We start from the raw sequence: 16,706 nt of genomic DNA on the forward strand, positions 1-16,706 counted from the left end.
ATAAAAAAGCCTTTCGTACTCGGAAGGCTTTTGATTTATTAGAAAGACATTTTTACGGTGTCGTTATTTCTTGTTAACATTTTTGTGTCTTTTTTGTTTTTAATATCAAACGTCACAATATTTTGTTGGTCACTAAAAACATCAGTTAACAAAGCTACTTTTAACTCTATTGTGTTAATGTCAGATATTTTTTCAAACTTAAAGAAAACTCGTGTCGATTTATCATTTACTTGATAACCGTAATACGAAGTCCCCAACGCTTTTCCATTTACTTTGACATCAACTTTACTGTTTACATAAGCTTTTAACTTATTTTCAAAGTTCGATTTATTCGAAACATCTGCACCAACAGCTTTTTCCAATTGATTGGTAAAAGTACGTGCGGTTATATTGAGCGTTCCTGTTTCTTGTTCGTAATCAACCTTGATATTCGCTGTGTGGAAATCCTGTGCGCTTAGGTTAAATGTGACAAAAACCAAAAGCAAAGAGAATAGATATTTTATATAGTTCATTTTATTACTTAGTTTGTACAAATCTCTTTCAAATCGAATGCCAAATATTCTTAAAATTGAAAAGTATATTTGCTCGACTTGTTTTATAACGGATTTAGAATAAAAAAATTATGAATTTTTTAAAAAATAAAAAGAGTACTAATTACTTAATACTCTTTTTATAAATTTATTCTAAACGATTAAGCAAACCAAACGTGGTAAGGAATTCTGCTTAAAATACAAACCAATCCGATGATAGCAAAAATTGCTACACTCATAGGTACGGTTGTCGAACGTTTTAATTTTGCATTTGCAATTGTTATAAAAACAACCCCAGCAATCATCATCATTGGGTGCTCTACGAATGTTAATCTTAAAGCAGAATCAGACATAATATTTGATGGTTCTAAGGCAGAAAACATCATAATATAATAGACTAATCCAATTAACAATTGTACGTGAAATGTAATCGTCGTAAATAATCCGATTTTCTTGATTGTAGCGTTGGTGTCTTTTTTCGAAATTGCGTAAATTAATGTTGAAATCACAAAGATAACGCCCATCAAAATCACAAGATAAGCCCATCCACTATGAAATTGTTTGATAAAATCCATTTTTCTAATTTTAGTTTTTCATTACAAAAATAACAAACCTTTTAACATAAATACTATTTGTTGAGATTTATGTGTTGTTAGAACAGTTTTTTAGATTAAGCAAAATCTCGTAATTTCGCGCAAAATATATCCGAAATGGGAAAAGATAAAATCAGAAGATTTAACGAAAATAAAACTTTTCAGAATGTTGTTCAACCAACACGAGAGGAAGCGATCAATAATTTTGCATTAAAAGGAAATTGGAACAAGGATTTTTTTAAAAATGATCATCCAATTGTTTTAGAACTTGGTTGTGGAAAAGGAGAATATACTGTTGCAATGGCGCGTCGTGACAAAGATCGTAATTTTATCGGAGTAGATATTAAAGGTTCAAGATTTTGGCGTGGAGCAAAAACATGTTTAGATGAAGGAATTGAAAACGCTGGATTTCTTAGAACACAAATCGAAATTATCGACCATCTTTTTGCTGAAAATGAAGTGAGCGAAATTTGGATTACTTTCCCAGATCCACAAATTAAATTCAGAAGAACAAAACATCGTTTAACTGATCCCGAGTTTTTGAGACGTTACAACAAGATTTTGAAACCAGATGGAACAGTTAATTTGAAAACAGATTCTGAGTTTTTACATGGTTACACACATGGTGTTATTCATATCGAAGGACACGAAGTGATTCGTTCTACACACGATGTTTATCACCCAGACCATTCGGATATACCAGAAATAGTGACAGCTGTACAAACTTATTATGAATCGAAATTTTTGGAAGAAGGTAAAAAGATTACCTATATAAAGTTCCAATTAAAATATTAATGAAGAATCCATCGAAAGATGGATTTTTTTTATTTATAAAAAAGGATAAATAATTATTCAACTATATTTGTCTACACACTAATATGATATTATGAAAAATAAACTTTTATTCCTTTCTCCTCTTTTGTTGAATGGATTTTTTTCCTTCGCACAAATCAAACCAGATTTTATTTATGCGACAATGGAAACAGAACATGCGTTAATCTTACAAAGAAATCAACCAGATTCTATTCAGATTTTATCTTCAAAAGATAATCTTTCAGCAATTTATTTTCATCCAGCGATTACAGAAGATTTGAAAGAGAAATTTGCACATGGAAATGGTTATATTTTTCAATCTTCAAAAAAAGAAGCGTTGCAAGCAATTCAACCAATCGTTTTTCAAAAAAATGAACCATTTACTTATACCGTAACTGAACAAGATTTTATAACTAAAGCATTAAATGATGTTGATGTAAAAGAAATTGAAAAGACGATTTTATTATTAGAAGGTTTCAAAACACGTTATCACACGCGTCAAGAAGCTAACGATGCCATTCTGAAAATAAAAGAAGTTTGGGAGCAAATGATTGTAGAAGCAGGTAGAACTGATGTTGTGGTGAAAATTGTGGATCATGTCAATACACCAATGAAATCATTGATATTAACCATTAATGGGGACGAAAAAAAAGACGAATATGTGATAATTGGTGGACATGCTGATTCGACTATAGGATGGAGTGGCGATCAATCTTTTGCGCCAGGAGCCGATGATAACGCATCGGGTATTGCTACGATTACAGAAGTTTTGCGTGTTTTGTTAAAAAACAACTTTAAGCCACAACGTACCACAGAAATCATGGCGTATGCAGCTGAAGAAATTGGTTTAGTAGGTTCGGGAGAAATCGCTAAGCAATATGCAACGGATCAAAAAAATGTAATTGGTTATGTACAGTTTGATATGACGAATTACAAAGGATCAGCAAAAGATATTGTATTAATGACAGATGCGTATTGTGATGCTAATCTGAACTCGTTTTTGATGCAATTGATGGACGAGTACAATCAATCAGGTATGCATCAATTTACGTATGATACGTCAAAATGTGGTTATGGATGTTCGGATCACGCAAGTTGGGCGAATAATGGTTATGCAGCAACATTGCCTTTTGAATCAAAAATGAATGAAGATAACCCTTATATTCATTCTATAAACGATACTTATGCATCAATGGGAAGTACATCTACACATGCTGCTAAGTTCACGAAATTAGGAATCGAATATATTGTAGAAGCGGCGAAACAAACAGAGAAATTAGGAACTGAATCGATAGAAAAAGAAACATCTAAAATTTATATCACAGATAAAACGTTAAATTATCAAGTGAATTTTAAATCAGCAATTTCGGTAAAAATTATTGATGCAAATGGACGAACTATAAAAAAAATGAATGCTGAGCATTCGAAAGGAAGTGTAAATTTGTCTAATCTCTCAACAGGATTTTATATAGCTACAATTTCCGATAATCAAGGAAATTCTATTTCACATAAATTTGTATTGAAGTAAATTCAACAAAATAAAAAACAAAAAGCAAGCTGAATTCAGCTTGCTTTCTATTTTTGAAATTTATTTAAATTTTAATCATTCAAACTTTGTAAGTAAGAAACCCAACCTAACGTTTGGTATTCTTTAGCAGCCGTTTTTACATCAGCAGCTTTGTAAATTCCACGACCAACAATCATAAAATCGGTATGGTAATTTTTGAAAACCAATTCTGGTGTATTATACTGTTGTCCTTTGCTATCTCCAGTCGAAGAAATATTAACACCAGGCGTAAACAATAACAAGTTATCAGGAATTTGGCGTTGAGCAACTGCACCCAAAACATTACCCGATTGTTCTGAAACATTGATTGCTTTCGTGAAGTAATAATCATCTGTTAATGTTCCTTTCGAAGACATTTCTACAATTGTAATTACGCCAGTGTTTTCGAAAACTTTCAACGATTCTAAACCTCCAATTGGATGAACAGTTACTAAATCTGCCCAATCAGAAATTTTGTAAATCGATTTCTTAAATTGTAATTCTTGTGTATTTCCGATATCTCCAAACTTGCGATCTTCGAATAATAAGAATTCTTTTTCGCGTGCGATTTTTTTCAATTCAACGATTAAGTTATCCGAAAAATCTTGAATAATATCTGAATGTAATTTTAACGCAACAACATGATCACCAACTTTTCCTGCGAAATCAATAATTTCATCAGAAGTAATCAAATCAGCAGAAGCAATCAAGTTTGATTGTTTTTTAAGCGCTAATTCTACCAAACGTTTTCCAACAGGATGAACAATTTTTTTGTTCTCCAATGCAATACGTTGTTTTGCAGGTACCGCTTCAGCAGGTAAAGCTAAAAAGTCTTTGATTTTTTTCGCCTCATCATCTGTCAAGCGATGGTATTTATGTAAAATATCAATTACTTCGTGAATAGTGAATAATGTCTTCACATTGTAACCTTGTTCTTTTAATTTTTCAGAACCACCTTGTGCTCGATCCAAAACAACAACCAAATCTTTTACACGTAAACCTTCACGTTCAACTTGATCAATTGTTTCTAATAAAGATTGTCCAGATGTAATTACATCTTCTACTAAAAGACAAGATTGTCCTTCGGAAAAAACACCTTCTACCATACGTTTAGTTCCATATCCTTTGTTTTCTTTACGTTTGATAATCAAAGGAATATTCGATGTTAAACTCATTGTAGTCGCCATTGGTAATGCTGCGTAAGGCACACCACAAATCAAATCGTAGTCAACATCTTCTACTAAATCTAATAAGTTGTTTGCTAAAGTTTTTAATAATTGTGGACTTGAAGCCAAAGGTCTTAAATCGACATAGAAAGGAGATTCTATACCACTTTTTAAAGTGAAATTTCCAAATTTTATAATTCCCAGCTCGTAAGCTTTCAATAAAAAATCTTCTCTTGGTTGCATTTGTGTAATGTTTGAGCAAAGTTAATAGCTTTTTGAGTGATTTATTGCATTTTAAGCCAAATTAATTTTTAGATGTATAAAAATTGAATATTTATACTGATTTGATTTATAATTTGTTCTAAAAGTGAAAAATTATAAATTTTAAAGGAAATTAGTAATTAACCTTTTGAAATTTTTCTAACGTATTTCTATATCGATTTTATCATCTCATCAATTTTAGTTCGTCAGTTTGAGTGTTTAAAATGATGAATCATCTTTTTAAACGTTTCGATAACTTGACGAATTGCTTTAATACCTCTTACTTCTCCATACAATTTTCTTTTCTATCGAAACTAAAATCACTTGAGGTGATGTATTGTCATTTTTAACTTTCTTCATCTTTCAACCAAATCTTCATAAAATAACTTTATTTTTGAGTTTTATAAACAAACACAAAGTGAAAAAATATATCCTTGCAAGTTTTGCATTAGTCAGTGCATTAGCATCAGCACAAGAAAGTCCATTCAAATTCAAAGAGTTGGTTAATAATTCGGCACTTCCAGTTATTTCGCAAGGAAAAACAGGAACATGTTGGTCATTTTCTACGGTCTCTTTTTTAGAGTCGGAAGTGAAACGTATAACGGGTAAAAAAGTCGATTTATCAGAGATGTACAATGTTCGTTTTACGTATCCAGTAAAAGCGTATAATTATGTTTATCGCCAAGGGAAAGCTCAATTTAGCGAAGGTGGATTATCACATGATGTATTGAACTCTGTTCGCAAAAATGGTTTAGTTCCAAACGAAGTGTACGCAGGTTTTACAGTTGGCACAGAAACTAAACATAACCATGAATTACTGGTAAAAGAATTAAAAACAGATTTAGATTCGATTGTAAAGAATCCAAAAAAATACTTAACAACTGATTGGAAAAATAATTTCGATCAAAAATTAAATCAAAAATTAGGTGTTCCTCCAACAGTATTTAAATTCGAAGGAAAAGAATATACACCACAGGAATTTGCGAAATTCTTAAAAATTAATCCAGACGATTATGTTACACTTACATCGTTTCAACAAGCACCGTATTATTCTCAATTTATTTTACAAGTGCCAGATAATTTCTCGAATGGTTCGTACTACAATTTGCCATTAGATGAATACATGAAAGTGTTAGATGAAGCGTTATACAATGGATTTACTGCTGCATTTGATACAGATGTTTCAGAAAAAACGTTTTCTAAAAAGCATGGTTTAGCCGTTTGGCCTTCAGAAGGTTTAGAATCTGATTATTTTGTGGAAATTTTGCCAGAAAAATGGGTTTCTGCAGAAGAACGTCAAGCAGCTTTCGAGGATTTGTCAACACAAGATGACCATTTGATGCATATCACAGGAATTTTAAGAGATCAATTAGGAAATCAATATTATGATGTGAAAAATTCTTGGGGAACAGAAAATTTAGGAAATAATGGACATATTTACATGTCTAAACCTTTTTTTAGAATGAAATCAATTGCTTTTACAGTACACAAAGATGCTTTGTCAGAAAAGGTAAAGAAGCAATTAGGAATAAAATAATAATACACAAAACGATAAAATGAAGACATTAGAACAAGCGATAGAAAAGTTAGAGCATAAGGGTTATTTGGATATAGAAATTCCGAAAGGAACCGATTTAGTTGCAGAGATTAATAAATTACGCAAAGAAAAAAATGCAGTAATTTTAGCGCATTATTATCAATCGGGTGAAATTCAGGATTTAGCAGATCATTTAGGCGATTCGTTGCAATTAGCTCGAGCAGCAGCTAAAACAGAAGCTGATATGATTGTTTTTTGTGGTGTTCATTTTATGGCAGAAGCTGCGAAGATTCTTAATCCTTCAAAAAAAGTTGTTCTTCCAGATACAAAAGCAGGTTGTTCGTTGGCAGATTCTTGTTCGGCAGAAGGTTTGCGTGGCTTGCGAGAGCAACATCCAAATGCGATTGTGGTAAGTTATATCAATTGTGATGCAGGTGTTAAAGCGGAATCAGATATTATTGTGACTTCTTCTAATGCTGAAGCGATTATCAATTCGTTGCCAGAAGATCAAGAGATTATTTTTGCACCAGACCGTAATTTAGGGCGTTATTTAAATCAGGTTTGTAAGCGTAACATGATTTTATGGGATGGCGCTTGTATCGTTCATGAGGCTTTTTCGTTGGAAAGAATTGCGCAACAAATGGCAGAAAATCCAAATGCAAAATTAATTGCTCATCCAGAAGCGCAAGAAGATTTATTGAAATTTGCTCATTTTATTGGTTCAACTTCTCGTTTGTTGGATTATGTGGTAGAAAATGAAGCGACAGAATTTATCGTAGCGACAGAAGAAGGAATTTTACATGAGATGCAAAAATTAGCACCTAATAAGAAGTTGATTCCAGCTTTGGTTCAAGATGAATCGTGTAATTGTTCTGAGTGTTTTTATATGAAATTATCAACGTTAGAAAAGTTGTATTTGTGTATGAAATATGAACTACCAGAAATACAAATTGAAGAAAGTTTGCGTATAAAAGCATTGGCTTCGATTAATCGTATGTTAGATTTATCAGAAAAAATCAAATAATGGCTATACAAGATGTTTTGGTCATTGGTTCTGGAATTGCAGGATTATCGTATGCACTAAAAATTGCAATCAAATATCCTGATGCCAAAATTACCATTGTAACCAAAGCAAATAAAGACGAAACCAATACAAAATATGCGCAGGGAGGCGTGGCTGTTGTCAGCGATTTCGAGAATGATAGTTTCGAGAAACATATTCAGGATACGCTTCGTGCAGGTGATGGACTTTGCAAATTAGAAGCGGTTGAGGTAGTTGTAAAAGAGGCGCCAGACCGCATTAACGAAATTATTGATTGGGGCGTTCGATTTGATAAAAACAAGGAAGGTATTTATGATTTAGGTCGCGAAGGAGGACACACCGAAAACCGAATTGTACACCACAAAGATGTAACAGGTTGGGAAATTGAACGTGCGATGTTAGAAGCAATCAAAGAATATCCAAATATTCAAATTCTTACCCACCATTTTGTAGTTGATTTGATAACAGAACATCACTTGAATCGAGATTTAGCAGACCAAACAACATGTTTTGGAGCTTATATTTTAGATTTAAATACAGATAAAGTCGAACGTCATTTAGCCAAAGTAACCTTATTAGCAACAGGTGGAGTAGGGCATGTTTATAAAAACACCACGAATCCTATTATCGCAACTGGGGATGGAATTGGTTTGGCTCGTCGCGCGAAAGCAACCGTCTCAGGGATGCAATTTATTCAGTTTCATCCAACAGCTTTTTACAGCGAATTTGACGGACAATTGTTTTTAATTTCGGAAGCGGTACGTGGATTTGGAGCGAAATTACGCACAAAAGATGGCGAATTATTTATGCATAAATACGATGAACGAGAAGAATTAGCTTCGCGTGATATCGTTGCTCGCGCAATCGATAATGAAATGAAATTACGCGGAGACGACTATGTTTACATTGATTGCCGTCATTTAAATAGAGAAAAATTCTTGGAACATTTCCCTAATATTTACGAAAAATGTAAATCCGAAGGTTATGATATGTTTACAGAATTAGTTCCTGTGGTTCCGGCTTCGCATTATTTATGCGGCGGAATTGATGTCGATTTAGATGGTAAAACATCAATAGAGAATTTGTTTGCGGTTGGCGAATGTTCAAATACAGGATTGCATGGCGCAAATCGTTTGGCTTCAAATTCGTTGTTAGAAGCAATGGTTTTTGGACATCGTGCAGCGTTGAATACTATCGAAAAACTAAACCAAAATAATTTCTCTATTCAGAATTTTAACTTTCCAGAATGGAACGAAGAAGGAATGAAAGTACAAGAGGAGTTGGTGTTGATTTCGTATCTGCGCAAACAACTACAAGCGATGATGAGCGAGTTGGTTGGAATAGTTCGTAGCGATGCACGTCTTAAAATTGCTCAAAGTCGTATTTTAGAAATTGAAAAAATGGTCAAAGAAATTTATTATTTCACGATTATTTCGCCTAAATTATTAGAACTTCGAAATTTGGTTGATGTGGCATATTTAATTATCGAACAAAGTACCAATCAAAAAGAAAATCGAGGAACTTTTTATAACAAAGATTTTAATTAAATGAAGAACTTTTGGTTGATAATTCCGCTTCTATTTTCAAGTTTAGTATTCTCTCAAACAAAAAAGAAGGATAACGAAAAGCCAAATTTAACAGTTGTTGATGCGAATACGATACCTGTTTATTTTGGTTGCGAAAATCTCAAAGAAAAAAGTGAGTTACAAGCTTGTTTGAGTAAAAATTTGAGTGAAGATATACAAGCTCAAATCGCTTACTTTTCGAATATCGCAGATTATTTACATATCGAATCTGTGCAATCTAAAATTGGATTTATCATCAATGAAGAAGGTCGGTTCTCTGAGGTAAATATAGGTGGAGCTAATCCGATTTTTAACAGTGTTGCACATGCAAGTTTGGTTTTACTAAACAATAAAATGGATCGAAATAATCTAAAAATAGAACCTGCTCGTGATCATAAAAATAAAGCTGTTCGGATGAGGTATAATTTGCCTTTACGCTTTATGTTGGAAGAACAGAATAACGAGTTTGAGAAATTCCCTTCAGCGAATCGCGTGTTGTTTACTTTAAAAACCTCAGAAGAAGAAATTGAAGTTCGTATTGATAAAGATTTTAATTTGAAGACGTATGGAAAAGCTGGGAATCGTGAATATTATTTGGGACGATTCTCTAATTTATTCGAAATGGCTGCGGTAGATCCTTATGCAACAGCTTTTGATGCGGCTTTTAAATCTGGCGTAATTGATATTACAAAAGGTATAATTGAAGACAAGGAATACAAACTTCAAATCAAAAACTTTTTTGATAATGATCCTTCCGCACAAGTGTTGATTACGGTTGTACGTGAAGAAAACGGAACTTGGGCCGAATATTATGAGTATAAAACCAAGAAAGATTTTAATCAATCAAAATTTGCATCCTTAACTTATAGATAATGAATTTACCTACATATATTACAAACGAAAAATTACAAACATTTATTCGTCAGGCTTTTTTAGAAGACGTTGGCGATGGTGATCATTCAACTTTAGCATGTGTTCCCTACGATTCTATGCAAGAAGCAGAATTGAAAGTGAAAGACAACGGCATAATTGCTGGAATAGAATTAGCGAAAATTATTTTTGCCACATTTGATCCTTCATTGAAAATCGAATTTTACAAAAATGACGGAGATAGCGTAAGCTTTGGAGATGTAGCGTTTAAGGTGAAAGGTTCTTCGCAATCAATCTTAACGTGTGAAAGATTGGTGTTAAATTGCATGCAGCGTATGTCAGGAATAGCAACTTATGCACACGAAATGATGGAGTTGGTGAAAGGAACAAATGCGAAAATTTTGGATACAAGAAAAACAACACCTAATTTCCGAATGATTGAAAAATGGGCCGTTAAAATTGGAGGTGCAGAAAATCACCGTTTTGGATTGTATGATATGGTGATGTTAAAAGATAATCATGTTGATTTTTGTGGAACTATTACAAAAGCGGTTGCCCAAACAAAAGATTATTTAGCTAAACATCATTTGCATCTAAAAATAGAAGTAGAAACGCGCAACATGGATGAGGTGAAAGAAGCTTTAGAAGCGAATGTTGATTTTATCATGTTAGACAATTTTGACCTCGAAACTTTGAAAGAAGCTGTTATCTATATAAATGGAAAAACAAAAACAGAAGCTTCGGGAGGAATTACAAAAGACTCTGTGCGTGCTATTGCAGAAACTGGAGTAGATTTTATCTCGTCTGGTGCAATTATTCATTCAGCTCCAAATTTTGATTTGAGTTTGAAAGCGGTTAAGTAATGAATTTTTACCATCACGTCATACCAATCTTATGTTTATTGTAAAGTGATAACAGAAAAATTTAACAATTTCAAGATTTGTTTTCCTTCATTTTATTTTTGATAGTTAAAGGATAGATATTTGGATTGATTTAATTTTTAAAATTCATTTATAATATAAAAGCGACGACATCTATTTAAATGATAAAGTTTTAAAATTAACAAACATTATCAATACTGGTTCTAAATAAGGAATTTTGTGTTGTTTTTGAAGCTGATTTATGAAAAATAATCTAAAAATTGGCGATTTAAATGTTAAAAATTAACATTTTACTTATGTTAATTTTTTATAAATTTTTAAAATATTTTTAAAAATACATAGAATTGCTTCGTTTGAATTAATAAATCATAATATTTTACTTATTTATATTGATGTTTTGATAATTTTTGAATATTTTAGTCAATAAATATTTAAAAATTTACCATAATTTAACAATAATCTCATTAAAAGTGCAGAACTTTGCAAAAGTAAACTTTTAAACTATTTCAAAAGATGAGGTTAAACTCAACTAAGCTTTTACTTGTAGGAGCTTTTGCCTTAATGGCATCATTATCTTTCGCCCAAGTTGTTGAACCAACAGATTCTACAAAGGTTGAACAGGACGAAAACGTATCTTTAGGAGAAACATTAATCATTGGTAAAGGAGTAATCGATATCGTTGAAGATCGTAAAACTCCGGTAGCTGTTTCTACAATTAGTAAAGCTTCAATTGAAGATAAAGCGGTAGGAAATGTAGATTTTCCAGAAATCTTTGCTACAACACCATCAGTTTATGTTTCTGGACAAGCAGGAGGGTTTGGTGATTCTCAAATGTTTTTACGAGGATTTAGTAGTCAAAATACGGCTTATTTATTAAACGGACAGCCTATTAACGGGATGGAAGATGGTAACTTGTATTGGTCTAATTGGTCTGCAATGACTGAGGTGGCAAATGCAGTTCAAATTCAACGTGGTTTAGGATCTTCTAAATTAGCTATTTCTTCTGTTGGTGGTACTGTAAATATGGTTACCAGAGCGACAGATAAAAAACAAGGTGGTTTTGTAAGATTTAATACGGGTAACGATAGTTACATGAGTGCGACAATTTCTTATAACACAGGAATGAAAGGTAAATGGGGAGCATCGTTCTTATTTAACCAAACATCTATGCATAGATCTTGGGCGCAAGGGACAAGTGCTAATTCGCAAGCCTATTTTGTTTCTGTAGGTTATAAACCAAATGATCGTCATAACATTAACTTTATGATTTTTGGTGCGCCACAAGAACATGGTCAAAACTATTCAACAAAAAGTGAAAAGCAGTGGGCTGAAGCTGAAAAGTACGGCTATGGCAAAAAGTATAATACAACTTATGGCTATTTAAACGGTAAAGGAGAAAATCTAAGAACTAACTTTTACCACAAGCCGGTAGCTAACTTAAACTGGGACTGGACAATTAATGAGAATATGAACTTGTCTACAGTACTTTATGCTTCAACAGGGACAGGAGGAGGAACTTCTGGTGTTGGTAGAGCTTCAAGTACGTTAAAAAATGGATTAGTTGATTTTGATTTAATTCAAGGTAACAATATGTTAGATCCAGATGGAATTGGAAATAACGGAGGTAAAGATATTAACGGAGTTAACAATGTATCAAATGGTGCAATTCGTACTTCGGTAAATAACCATTTTTGGTATGGAGGAGTAACAAATTTAAACTTTGATACTAAAACTGGGTGGAACTTCAACTTAGGTGCTGACGTTCGTTTTTACCAAGGAAATCACTTCCAGCAAATGAGTAATTTATTTGGACTAAAAGGATGGTCAGAAGTTAACAAATCAAATGGTCAAACAGTTGTTGTAACAGAAACTTTTGGAACTAATCCTTGGTCAGCATTATTCAAATCAGCTAAAAAAGGACAAAGAATATCAAGAGATTATTCTGAGGATATTAACTACCAAGGAGCTTTTGGACAAGTTGAATATTCTAATGAGATCTTTACAGTATTCGGTCAAGGAGCAATCTCTAATCAATTCTACCAAAAATTTGATACTTGGAATTATGGAGGTGTAGAAGAAGCTTCTAAAAAAGTAAACAAAACAGGGTGGAATGTTAAAGGAGGTTTGTCTGTTAACATTAACGATGAAAATACTGTTTTTGCAAACGCAGGACGTTACTCTCGTCAACCATTCTTAGATAATGTATTCGAATATAATAAAGTTGATTTACGTGAGCCAAATGTAGAGAACGAGGAAATTACAGGTTTCGAAGTTGGTTACAAGTATGAAACAAGAAACTTAAGAGTAAACATTAACGCTTACCATACAAAATGGGGGAACCGTTTCTTAGGTATGTCTGGATCAATAATGCAACCAGATAATACAACTAGACCAATTTATACAGCTTATACTGATATTGCTCAAATACATAAAGGTATTGAAATTGATTTTGATGCTAAAGTTTCTCAAGCATTCAGCTTATATGGATTCGCATCTTACGGTGATTGGAAATATGACGGAGAAACTCCATTCGAATCTATGTACACAGATGATGATACAATTTTCGAGAAAGGGAATGTTGATTTAACAGGAACATATATCGGAGAGGCAGCTCAATTTACATTTGGTATGGGAACAAAAGTTAACTTCACAAGAAACTTATATTGGGATGTAGATTTTATGTACAATGCTCGTGCATATGGACAAGTGAATCCAGAAGATGTTGTTAAAAGCGCATTAAAAGGAGAAGTTTATCAAGCAGAAAAAATCTCACCTTTTGCTCGTGTTAACACTGGAGTAGCTTATGAGTTTAAATTTGGTAAGCAAAAAATCAAATTTAGAGGAAATGTACGTAACTTATTCAATGATCAATATGTAAGTAGAATTGATAGAAATGGATACGGATATGCAGTAGGTAGAACTTGGAATGCAGGTGTTACTTATAGCTTCTAATAAGAATTAATATTTCTTAACATATTCAAGCGGACTTAGTTTTAAGTCCGCTTTTTTATTGATATTTGATAATTAGACGGTTGACTTAAAAAGATAAAATAAATAAATATTTATTTAAAACAATTCTAAATAAATATTTTTTAAGAATAATTATTCATTTAATAATGAATTAATATGCGTTTGAAACTTTTTAACTATTATTGATAAAATATGTAACGTTACACTATTTTAATTAATATATAATTTTTAATAAAATTAATGGTGTGTAATTATTATATTGATAAAATAGTTAAGTTTTAAATGAGTTATAAGAAAAAAAGGATTTTATCTTATAATTATTCTTAATTAACATAAGGTTTATAACCATTTTAACATATATACACCTCAACTTTGCAAAAGTAAACTTTTAAACTATTTCATAAGATGAGGTTAAATTCAGTTAAGCTTTTATTAGTAGGAGCTTTCGCCTTAACGGCATCATTATCTTTCGCTCAAGTTGTTGAACCAACAGATTCTACAAAGGTTGAACAGGACGAAAATGTATCTTTAAGTGAAACATTAATCATTGGTAAAGGTGTAATTGATGTAGCAGAAGCTCGTAAGACTCCTGTTGCTTCTACAGTTATTACAAGAGAAGAAATCCTTGATAAAGGAGTTGGAAATGTAGAGTTTCCAGAATTATTAAAAAATTCTCCATCTATTTATGTTGCAGATCAAGCTTCAGGTTTTGGTGATGCAAAAATGTACATGAGAGGTTTTGATCAATCAAATACAGCTTTCTTATTGAATGGACAACCAATCAATGGGATGGATAACGGTAGTTTATATTGGTCAAACTGGCAATCAGTTTCTGATATTGCAAATCTAATTGATTCTCAACGTGGTTTAGGATCATCTAAATTAGCTATTTCTTCAGTAGGAGGAACTGTAAATATTATAACAAAAGCTACAGATAAAAAAGAAGGAGGTTTTGTACGTTACTTAGCTGGTAACGATTCTTATCAAAAACAAACTATTGGTTATAATACAGGAATGAAAGGTAAATGGGGTGCTTCATTTATGTTTGATAACTGGTCTGCTCACAGAAGTTTTGCTCGAGGAACTGAAGGTAAAGGACAATCTTACTTTGTTTCTGTAGGTTTCAAACCAAATGAACGCCATACATTCAACTTTATGATTTTTGGTGCTCCACAAGAACATGGTCAGAACTATTCTAAACCAATGGAGACAAAGTATCGTAATATTAAAGTTGATGGGGTAAATAAGAGTATTATTGCAACTCCAGGTTATGATATCACAGGTCGTATAGGTAACTCTAATTACGGTTTTTACAATGGAGAAGCTTTATCTGCAAAAACAAATTATTATCACAAACCAGTAGCTAATTTAAACTGGGATTTCTCTATCAATGAAAACTTATCATTATCTACAGTTGTTTATGCATCTACTGGTACTGGAGGAGGAACAACTCTTTTAGGTAATGGTCCTGGTTATACAGATGGTGGATATACCGCAAATGGAGATATTAATTGGGATGTATTAGCTGCTAAAAATAAAGAATTATCAAACGGAATTTCGAATGGAAATAATGGTTCTGTTTTAGCGTCTTCTGTTAATAATCACTTTTGGTATGGTGGAGTTTCAAATTTAACGTTCGATACGAAAAAAGGATTTACATTTAATGTTGGTACAGATATTCGTTTTTATCAAGGAGAACATTACCAACAGTTAAATAATTTATTAGGAGCTTCTGGACGTACTGCATCTAATGCTCAACGTTCAAAGGATTATGTTGTTTCTAAAACATATAGTTCTAGTCCATGGGGGGCATTATTTAATAGAGCTGATCGTAGTGAGAGAGTTGGCTTTGATAATTCTGAAAGAATTAATTACCAAGGTTTCTTTGGTCAAGCAGAATTTTCAAACGAATTATTCTCTGTATTTTTTCAAGGAGCTTTATCTTGGCAAGAATATGAAAAATATGACAACTGGAATTATACTGCAGAAAAAGCAAAAGAAGCAGGAGTTAAATTTAAAAACGGAAAAGCTTACTCTGGCGAGCATACACAAATCGGTTATAATTTAAAAGCTGGTGCTTCTATTAACATGAACAAAGAGAATAGTTTATTTGTTAATGTTGGTAAATTTTCTCGTCAACCTTATTTAAATAATATTTTTGTTCGTAATACTGTAAATTATATTGATACAGGTATTAATAATGAAATTTTACAAAGTATTGAAGCTGGTTACCGTTACAAATCTCGTACATTACGTGTAAATGTTAACGCATATTATACAGAGTGGGATAATCGTTCTATGACATACAATGGTTCTGATTTTGTTGATAGTAATGGAGATAATCACAATAGTGTACGTTTTATCGCGACAGGTTTATCAGAAGTTCACAAAGGTATCGAAGTAGATTTTGATGCTAAAGTAACACGTGATTGGTCTATTACAGGATATGCTTCAACAGGAGATTGGAAATACAAAGGTAAATATAATTTCCAAGTGCAAGATACTGATACGCAAGAGTTGGTACCAGGATATGAAAACAAAACTGACGAATTAAATGCGTATGTAGGAAATGCAGCTCAATTTACATTTGGTATGGGAACTAAAGTAAAAGTAACAAAAGCTTTATCTTTCGATACTAACTTTAACTACTATGCACGTGTTTTTGAAAATGTAGATTTAATTGATGCAACTAAAGCTTCTATTGCTGGAGAAGAATATGTAAATGTGCCTATTCGTCCTTATGCAATCGTTGATTTAGGAATGTCTTATAAATTCAAGATTACAAATAGTCAATCTATTAAATTTAGAGGAAACATCAAAAACTTATTCAATGATCAATACATTTCTCGTAAAGATAACTACGGTTACTTCTGGGGGAATGGAAGAACTTGGAATGCAGGTGTTACTTACAATTTCTAAGAAATATAACATT

Annotated in this window: 12 protein-coding genes; 9 read left to right on the forward strand and 3 right to left on the reverse strand. The window is 32.3% G+C overall.

All coding sequences use genetic code 11. The annotated features are described in order from the left end of the window. Window positions 1–38: 38 nt before the first annotated feature. Entirely contained in the window at window positions 39–512 is a 474-nt protein-coding gene (locus HX088_RS04405) for a DUF6702 family protein (RefSeq protein ID WP_171622604.1), read from the reverse strand. A 179-nt stretch (window positions 513–691) separates the two neighbouring features. Beyond that, window positions 692–1,105, reverse strand: coding sequence for a hypothetical protein (locus tag HX088_RS04410; RefSeq protein ID WP_286483544.1), 414 nt, complete (start codon window positions 1,103–1,105; stop codon window positions 692–694). A gap of 135 nt (window positions 1,106–1,240) precedes the next feature. Between HX088_RS04410 and trmB the strand changes: the two genes are divergently transcribed. Further along, complete coding sequence (gene trmB / locus HX088_RS04415) at window positions 1,241–1,918, forward strand: tRNA (guanosine(46)-N7)-methyltransferase TrmB (RefSeq protein WP_171622602.1); 678 nt, start codon at window positions 1,241–1,243, stop codon at window positions 1,916–1,918. A 91-nt stretch (window positions 1,919–2,009) separates the two neighbouring features. Continuing rightward, window positions 2,010–3,464 carry a M20/M25/M40 family metallo-hydrolase gene (locus HX088_RS04420; RefSeq protein ID WP_286483545.1) on the forward strand — a complete coding sequence of 485 codons (1,455 nt, stop codon included), beginning with the start codon at window positions 2,010–2,012 and terminating at the stop codon, window positions 3,462–3,464. A 71-nt stretch (window positions 3,465–3,535) separates the two neighbouring features. Here the strand turns inward: HX088_RS04420 and HX088_RS04425 are convergent, their stop codons facing one another. Further along, window positions 3,536–4,891 carry an orotate phosphoribosyltransferase gene (locus HX088_RS04425; RefSeq protein WP_171622600.1) on the reverse strand — a complete coding sequence of 452 codons (1,356 nt, stop codon included), beginning with the start codon at window positions 4,889–4,891 and terminating at the stop codon, window positions 3,536–3,538. A 436-nt stretch (window positions 4,892–5,327) separates the two neighbouring features. Between HX088_RS04425 and HX088_RS04430 the strand changes: the two genes are divergently transcribed. The 7 genes from HX088_RS04430 (at window position 5,328) to HX088_RS04460 (ending at window position 16,693) form a co-directional block, all read left to right on the forward strand. Continuing rightward, window positions 5,328–6,446 carry a C1 family peptidase gene (locus HX088_RS04430; RefSeq protein WP_286483546.1) on the forward strand — a complete coding sequence of 373 codons (1,119 nt, stop codon included), beginning with the start codon at window positions 5,328–5,330 and terminating at the stop codon, window positions 6,444–6,446. 19 nt (window positions 6,447–6,465) lie between these two features. Further along, window positions 6,466–7,470: a quinolinate synthase NadA gene (gene nadA, locus HX088_RS04435; RefSeq protein WP_286483547.1), complete on the forward strand. Its 1,005-nt coding sequence runs from the start codon at window positions 6,466–6,468 to the stop codon at window positions 7,468–7,470. Further along, window positions 7,470–9,035 (forward strand): L-aspartate oxidase, encoded by a 1,566-nt coding sequence (gene nadB, locus HX088_RS04440; protein ID WP_286483548.1) that lies wholly within the window; start codon window positions 7,470–7,472, stop codon window positions 9,033–9,035. The genes nadA and nadB overlap by 1 nt, the downstream gene beginning before the upstream one ends. Further along, complete coding sequence (locus HX088_RS04445; RefSeq protein WP_286483549.1) at window positions 9,036–9,926, forward strand: hypothetical protein; 891 nt, start codon at window positions 9,036–9,038, stop codon at window positions 9,924–9,926. Next, window positions 9,926–10,786, forward strand: coding sequence for a carboxylating nicotinate-nucleotide diphosphorylase (nadC, locus tag HX088_RS04450; RefSeq protein ID WP_286483550.1), 861 nt, complete (start codon window positions 9,926–9,928; stop codon window positions 10,784–10,786). The genes HX088_RS04445 and nadC overlap by 1 nt, the downstream gene beginning before the upstream one ends. Before the next feature lie 531 nt (window positions 10,787–11,317). Next, window positions 11,318–13,756, forward strand: coding sequence for a TonB-dependent receptor (locus HX088_RS04455; protein ID WP_286483551.1), 2,439 nt, complete (start codon window positions 11,318–11,320; stop codon window positions 13,754–13,756). A 423-nt stretch (window positions 13,757–14,179) separates the two neighbouring features. Continuing rightward, window positions 14,180–16,693 (forward strand): TonB-dependent receptor plug domain-containing protein, encoded by a 2,514-nt coding sequence (locus tag HX088_RS04460; RefSeq protein WP_286483552.1) that lies wholly within the window; start codon window positions 14,180–14,182, stop codon window positions 16,691–16,693. The last annotated feature ends 13 nt before the right edge of the window (window positions 16,694–16,706 follow it).

The organism is Empedobacter sp. 225-1, from assembly GCF_030328185.1.
In the GTDB taxonomy this organism is placed as follows: Bacteria; Bacteroidota; Bacteroidia; order Flavobacteriales; family Weeksellaceae; genus Empedobacter; species Empedobacter stercoris.

Excerpts from the sequence above, each read along its gene's own strand:
- HX088_RS04405 (WP_171622604.1), bottom strand. The coding sequence starts at position 512 with ATGAACTATATAAAATATCTATTCTCTTTGCTTTTGGTTTTTGTCACA.
- HX088_RS04410 (WP_286483544.1), bottom strand. The coding sequence starts at position 1,105 with ATGGATTTTATCAAACAATTTCATAGTGGATGGGCTTATCTTGTGATT.
- trmB (WP_171622602.1), top strand. The coding sequence starts at position 1,241 with ATGGGAAAAGATAAAATCAGAAGATTTAACGAAAATAAAACTTTTCAG.
- HX088_RS04420 (WP_286483545.1), top strand. The coding sequence starts at position 2,010 with ATGAAAAATAAACTTTTATTCCTTTCTCCTCTTTTGTTGAATGGATTT.
- HX088_RS04425 (WP_171622600.1), bottom strand. The coding sequence starts at position 4,891 with ATGCAACCAAGAGAAGATTTTTTATTGAAAGCTTACGAGCTGGGAATT.
- nadA (WP_286483547.1), top strand. The coding sequence starts at position 6,466 with ATGAAGACATTAGAACAAGCGATAGAAAAGTTAGAGCATAAGGGTTAT.
- nadB (WP_286483548.1), top strand. The coding sequence starts at position 7,470 with ATGGCTATACAAGATGTTTTGGTCATTGGTTCTGGAATTGCAGGATTA.
- HX088_RS04445 (WP_286483549.1), top strand. The coding sequence starts at position 9,036 with ATGAAGAACTTTTGGTTGATAATTCCGCTTCTATTTTCAAGTTTAGTA.
- nadC (WP_286483550.1), top strand. The coding sequence starts at position 9,926 with ATGAATTTACCTACATATATTACAAACGAAAAATTACAAACATTTATT.
- HX088_RS04455 (WP_286483551.1), top strand. The coding sequence starts at position 11,318 with ATGAGGTTAAACTCAACTAAGCTTTTACTTGTAGGAGCTTTTGCCTTA.
- HX088_RS04460 (WP_286483552.1), top strand. The coding sequence starts at position 14,180 with ATGAGGTTAAATTCAGTTAAGCTTTTATTAGTAGGAGCTTTCGCCTTA.